Annotated in this window: 3 protein-coding genes and 2 pseudogenes; 1 reads left to right on the plus strand and 4 read right to left on the minus strand. The window is 71.1% G+C overall.

Features of this window, described 5'->3' with window-relative positions:
- Nucleotides 1-141: 141 nt before the first annotated feature.
- A pseudogene (locus ACIBJF_RS51970) lies at nucleotides 142-537 on the plus strand (SDR family oxidoreductase); the annotation flags it as partial.
- A 260-nt stretch (nucleotides 538-797) separates the two neighbouring features.
- Here ACIBJF_RS51970 and ACIBJF_RS51975 read toward each other — a convergent pair.
- The 4 genes and pseudogenes from ACIBJF_RS51975 to ACIBJF_RS51990 all read right to left on the minus strand — a co-directional run.
- Entirely contained in the window at nucleotides 798-2,879 is a 2,082-nt protein-coding gene (locus tag ACIBJF_RS51975; protein WP_399184891.1) for a hypothetical protein, read from the minus strand.
- A 405-nt stretch (nucleotides 2,880-3,284) separates the two neighbouring features.
- A complete protein-coding gene (locus tag ACIBJF_RS51980) occupies nucleotides 3,285-3,440 on the minus strand; it encodes a hypothetical protein (protein ID WP_399184892.1) in 156 nt (51 codons plus the stop codon).
- Between the two features lie 333 nt (nucleotides 3,441-3,773).
- The gene (locus ACIBJF_RS51985) at nucleotides 3,774-4,475 is read right to left on the minus strand and encodes a hypothetical protein (RefSeq protein ID WP_399184893.1); all 702 of its coding nucleotides are present in this window, start codon (nucleotides 4,473-4,475) and stop codon (nucleotides 3,774-3,776) included.
- 571 nt (nucleotides 4,476-5,046) lie between these two features.
- Nucleotides 5,047-5,181 (minus strand): annotated as a pseudogene (locus tag ACIBJF_RS51990) (cytochrome P450); the annotation flags it as partial.

Here is a 5,181-nt window from a genome sequence, read left to right on the forward strand (position 1 = left end):
TGCTGGTCCGGGCAGGTTGGAACCCGGACGGTGCCGAGGGCGTAAGACCACCCGAGCCGCCGGCTCCGGCGGCGGCCTGAGCCGTAAATCCCCGCACAGCCCTGAAGGGCGACGCATCCCCTCCCTTCAGGGAGGGGAGCCTTCAAGGTGCAGAAGCTTGCCCCGCTGCTGAGCCAGGGCGCCGGCGTCGTCCTCACCACCTCGGTCGCCAACGTCATCGGCATGCCGGAGACCAGTGCCTATGCGGCCGCCAAGGCGGCGTTGCGTTCGCTGGCCCGAAGTCTGGCCAGCGAGCTGCTCCCGCACGGAGTCCGTGTCAACGCGCTCAGCCCCGGACCCGTCGACACCGGAATCCTGCAGAGCAGCGGGATGACCGCAGAGGCTGCCGAGGAGTTCAAGGCGCAGCAAGCCGCACACAACCCGATGCAGCGCTTCGGCACCCCCGAGGAGATCGCCAGGGCCGCCGCGTTCCTGGCTTTTGAGGCCACCTACACCACGGGCGCCGAGCTCGCCGTCGACGGGGGCGCCACCCAGCTGTGCGCCACCGAGCGGTGGCCACGTGCGGGAGTTTGCGACGGCGGGGCCATTCCTGCTTCGAAGGGCGCCGGTTGCCCGCTCCTGACGAGAACCTCTCATCTGGGGCGGGCGCTCGCAGGACGAGGTTCTTGATTGCGGCTGCTGTGGGTGGCCGAACGGTGCGGCTGCGCGCGGTGATGCCGCCTGAACTGTGCGGATGTGGTTTCGGCAAGCGCAGGGCCGGGGCGGCGATCGATTATTCGTCCGCTCTGGCCTCGGGATCAGATGGCGGTCAGGATGGCGCGCAGCCGCTCGTCCTCGCGGATGATGCTGTTCGCGACGCCTGAGTCGACGATGCGCCGGTCCCCCTCGGCGAGTTCGGCGACGCGCAGGCGCTGGTGAGTGCTCAGGGCGGTGGCACCGAAGGTTTGGAGGGCCTCGCAGGCACCGGCGATGTCCGCTCCGGTTTCGGCGGAGTGAAGGGCGGCCTCGGCGAGTCGGCCGAGGTCGACGACGTCGGGGTCAGTGATGGCGTGCAGCGCGAGGGCGGCGGCGGGGGCCTTCTCGGGGTCGGCGAGCAGTTCTTCGAGTCGGGGGATGAGGGGCCGGGCGGCCGCACCGAGGAGGGCGGTGGCGCGGATGGCGCGGACGACGGTCCACCGGTACCAGAGCTGGTTGCCAGTGGTGCGGTCGAAGACGGAGGCCAGGATTGCGACGGCTTCCTCGGCGTCGCCGGCGATCTGCCACAGGGCGATGGCGATCGCGATGTCGCCATCCAGTTCCGGGGTGGTTGGCTCGGTGTCCTCGCTGACGGCTGCCCGCAGGGCAGGGAGCAGACCGGCGGCCGCCGCGCCCAGGTCGGAGGCTGCCCGGGCAGCCTCCGCGACGTCGCGCGGGCCGGCGGCGAGGGCCTTGGCGACGGCGTCGAGCAGGACATCGGTCTCGCCGGTGAGGTCGTGGTGGGCTCGTGCCACCATCAGCGACCCGGCAGCGGCCCGCAGCACGGCGCCGGCCTGCTCGCGCTCGACCTGCCGGCTCGCAGCTGCAACGGCGGTGATGGCGGTGGCCGCGTACTGGAAGCGGGGCAGCACGGAGTACAGCTCGGGCAGGGCGGCGGCGGCCTGCGGGCCCCACTGGCGCAGCAGGTGGACCAGGGCGGCGGTCTCGTTGTTGCCGAGCCCGTCTGCGGCCAGGCGTGCGCGGACGGCGGCGAGCAGAGCCGGGTCGAAGGGGAAGGCAGGGGCCTGGAAGTCGCCTGCGGCGTGGAGCGCGCGGGGACGCCGGTCGAGGTCCCGGGCCAACAGCGGGCTGGCCTGCCGGGGCGCGACCCGGACGAGCACGGCCAATGCCTGGTCAGCCGCCTCGTCGTCGGATTGGGCGGCGAGTTCGGCAAGGACGGGCGCGGCCTCGGCGGCGGCCGGACCGAGCTTGCCGAGCAGGGTTGACGCCGGGTACTCGGCGGCGAGTGGGACGATGGCTGGGACGAGTCGCTGGGGAGCGCTGCGGGAGAGGTAGCAGGCGTGGTCGACCGCGGCGAGCGCCTCGGTCCGCACCTCGGGGCGGCCGTCGCGCAGGGCGGCGTCCAGCAGGGCGAAGGCTCTCTCGCGGTCTGCCTCGGTCTCGCGGCGCAACAGGCTGTGGACGATCGCGTGCAGCGGCTCGCGGTGGTGCATGCTGTACCGGTCGACGGTGAATTCGCGGGCGGGCAGCAGGCCGAGTGCGGCACCGTGGTGGACGTCGGTCCACGGCTCCCCGGCGCCCAAGGTGACGAGGAGCGCGGCCAGTCGCAGCGGCGCGGGCGTGTCCGCGCCGAGCAGCGCGCGTGCCTCGACGGCGGCGCCGGAGAGGTCCACCCGGCCGAGGGCGATGAGCAGTTCGGCCTGGACACCGGGATCGGCCTCGGCCGTCCACCGGTTCCACAGGGCAACCGGGGCAGCCTGGGTATTCCGGGTGTGGCCGAGCGTCCAGGCCGTGAGCAGTCGGACGTTCACGTCTTCATGTGCCAGCAGCGTCATCAGCAACGGGATCTGGGTGGCGACGGCGGCCCGGACGGCGCCCGGCGCGATCTCCCATTCGTCGTCGCTCTCGGCCAACCCGCCCAGCAGGCAGAGGACTTCGGTCGTCCCGGGCCGGGCGGCAGCCGCGATCCGGGCGAGGTACGGGACGGCGTCCACGCTGGCGGAGTACACCGTGCCCTGGTGGAGGATGCACGAGTACAGTTCGGAGATCGCCTCCTCGGCATCCCCGCCCCCCTCGGCGAGGGCGCGCAGCAGGTCGGGCAGGTCCTCGGCGGGACCGTAGGCGTGCGAGACGGAGGCCCAGGGATGGGCATCGAGGCCGGCGAGGGCGTCAGCGAGATCCATGGCGTGATCTTCGCAGCCCGGTGTGACAGGACGGTCAGGGCCCTGCGGCGACTGGGCTGGCGCGGCGACGCGGCGATCGGCGGGTGGCTCCCCGCTCGTGCGGATGCCTCCCACACCGCCGGCCGGGACACCCACCCGCCGTCCGGCCCGGTGCGGGCGGCGGCCGCGGTGGAAGGCACATCCCTGCGCGGCACCGTCCGTGCCGACGGCCGCCGCGTCGACCCGTTCCCCGCGCCGCGCGGCCACGGCGTCGTACTCGCCCCGCGCGGGTTCGATGCCAAAGCAATTGAAATCACCGGGGTCAGGCCACTGCTGGACCCGTTGGAGCTGACCGGCGCAATGGACCTTCGACGCGCTGCTGCCCCAGACCGATCACGCGAAGTACCTGGTCGAGGAGAAAGACCCCTACATCGCCGTACTCAAGGCCAACCACCCGACCTTGCACACGCTGGTGAGGGAGCTTCCCTGGAAGCGGGCGCCGCTGACGGACCGCATCCGCACGGCCGCCCACGGCCGTTCCCGTACGACGGCCAGGCGCTGCAGATCGTCCGCCGACAGCACACGGTACGCACCACGAAGGTGTCGCTCGAACGCGTCTATGTGGTCCCCGGTCTGACCGTCTACCAGGTGACAACCCCTGACCTTACGGAACGCGTGCGCGGACACTGGGCAATTGAGAATCGTGAGCACCAAGTCCGGGGTGGACCGGTGTACGCCGCAGGCGATGGCCTCCCTGCAGAACCTGGCCATCGGCGCACTCCGCTTGACGGGACGACCGCGCCGACGCCCTGCACCACCACGGGCGGGGCATGACCCCGCTGGCCGGCCCCGGACTCACGTGATCATTCCGGAGTGATCGCGAGAGCTACGGAGCCGGGGGGTCCGCCCGGCGATCTACGCCGGGATAAGGACGGTAAGCCATTCCGCTTTACGTGGCCGGTACCCGTAGCGATCCCACAGCCCCGACACGATCGCCGGGACATGGCCGGCTCCGTAGACGACGGCCACCCGGATCGGCTCGGCGCCGCGCTCCGTGTGGATCTCGCCGAGCGCGTCGAGCAACCGCTGGTCGCGCCGACCAGTCATCGCGTGCACAACAGGATCGTCGGCCATCATCTCCGCTCGCAGCGTTGACGGCAGGTCCTCGACGACCATGTCTTCATCGAGGAAGGCGCGCGGACCGCGCAGCGCGAACACCAGGCCCATCACCGGGGCCCCCACCATGAGCAGTACGTACATCCACCGCGGCAGTGTCTTCAGGTCCTCGATCGCCTCCGCCGCGGTCACATCCGGGTTGACAACCGGCACGTCGTCGGGGAGCAACAGATCATCGCGCTGTTCCTGCAGGCTGTTGCGCCGCCGACGTGGGGCGAACCGGTACGCAAGCGTGAGGGCACTCACGCCGACCGACTTCCCCCGGATTCCCTCGATGACGATGAGGTCGCATTCCCTGAGCCTGAGGCGGACCTGGGAGTAGAACGTGGGCGAAGCGACGTGCAGCATCGGGAAGATCACGAATTCAAGTGGCGTCTCTGTCCGCCTCATCGTGATCACAGCAGATCGGACGGCATACCCGGTCACCTCGATGATCTGCATGTTTTCCCCCGCGAACCTCACCCGTTCCCCGTTCCAGGAGACGAGCCCGTCCGAGGCCATGGTTCCCATCCGAGCGCCGGCAGCCACCGGACTGAGCAGACACTCCCCGACACCATCCGGCCACTGACCGCCCACCACATCACGTGATCAAACCGGTCACAACGCGAAACGAACGCAACCCTGTTCTTCGACGTCGTTCTGCGCTGATCGAACCTACGGCGGCCAGGCCGTCCTTTCGCTCCGCGCACCGCGAAGCGGACACGATCGAGCGCTGCCCGGAGTGCGGGCCCCCATGTCGGCTTGCCGCCAGGCGGGCCTCAGTCTCCGTGCTGGCCATCCGGTCCGTTCTTGCCTGCATCGCCCGGTAGCCGGGCACACGCAGCGTTCCGACGACGACCGCTGCCGTTCGGCCCGCCGGCGCGCTGGCTTGTCCGCAGCAGCTCGCCACACTTCAGCGGTGGTCATGCGGGTCCGCGGCGGCGCCAGGAACAGCGGTAGCGGGTTGCTGTCGGATGCAGAGCCGACCGGGCCGGTCCGCGGCGGGACCTTGCAACTGCCCTCGGCCGCCGCGTCACCCGTCACCCTGCTCGATGTACAGATGGACGGGACCCCGAAGAACGGGGCTGGGCCGGTACGGCGGCGGGTCGGCGACCAGCCTGGGTCGGTCGAGGCGGCGTACCAGCTCGGTCAGCGCGATCTGGGTTTC

The organism is Streptomyces sp. NPDC050743, assembly GCF_044456925.1.
In the GTDB taxonomy this organism is placed as follows: Bacteria; Actinomycetota; Actinomycetes; order Streptomycetales; family Streptomycetaceae; genus Streptomyces.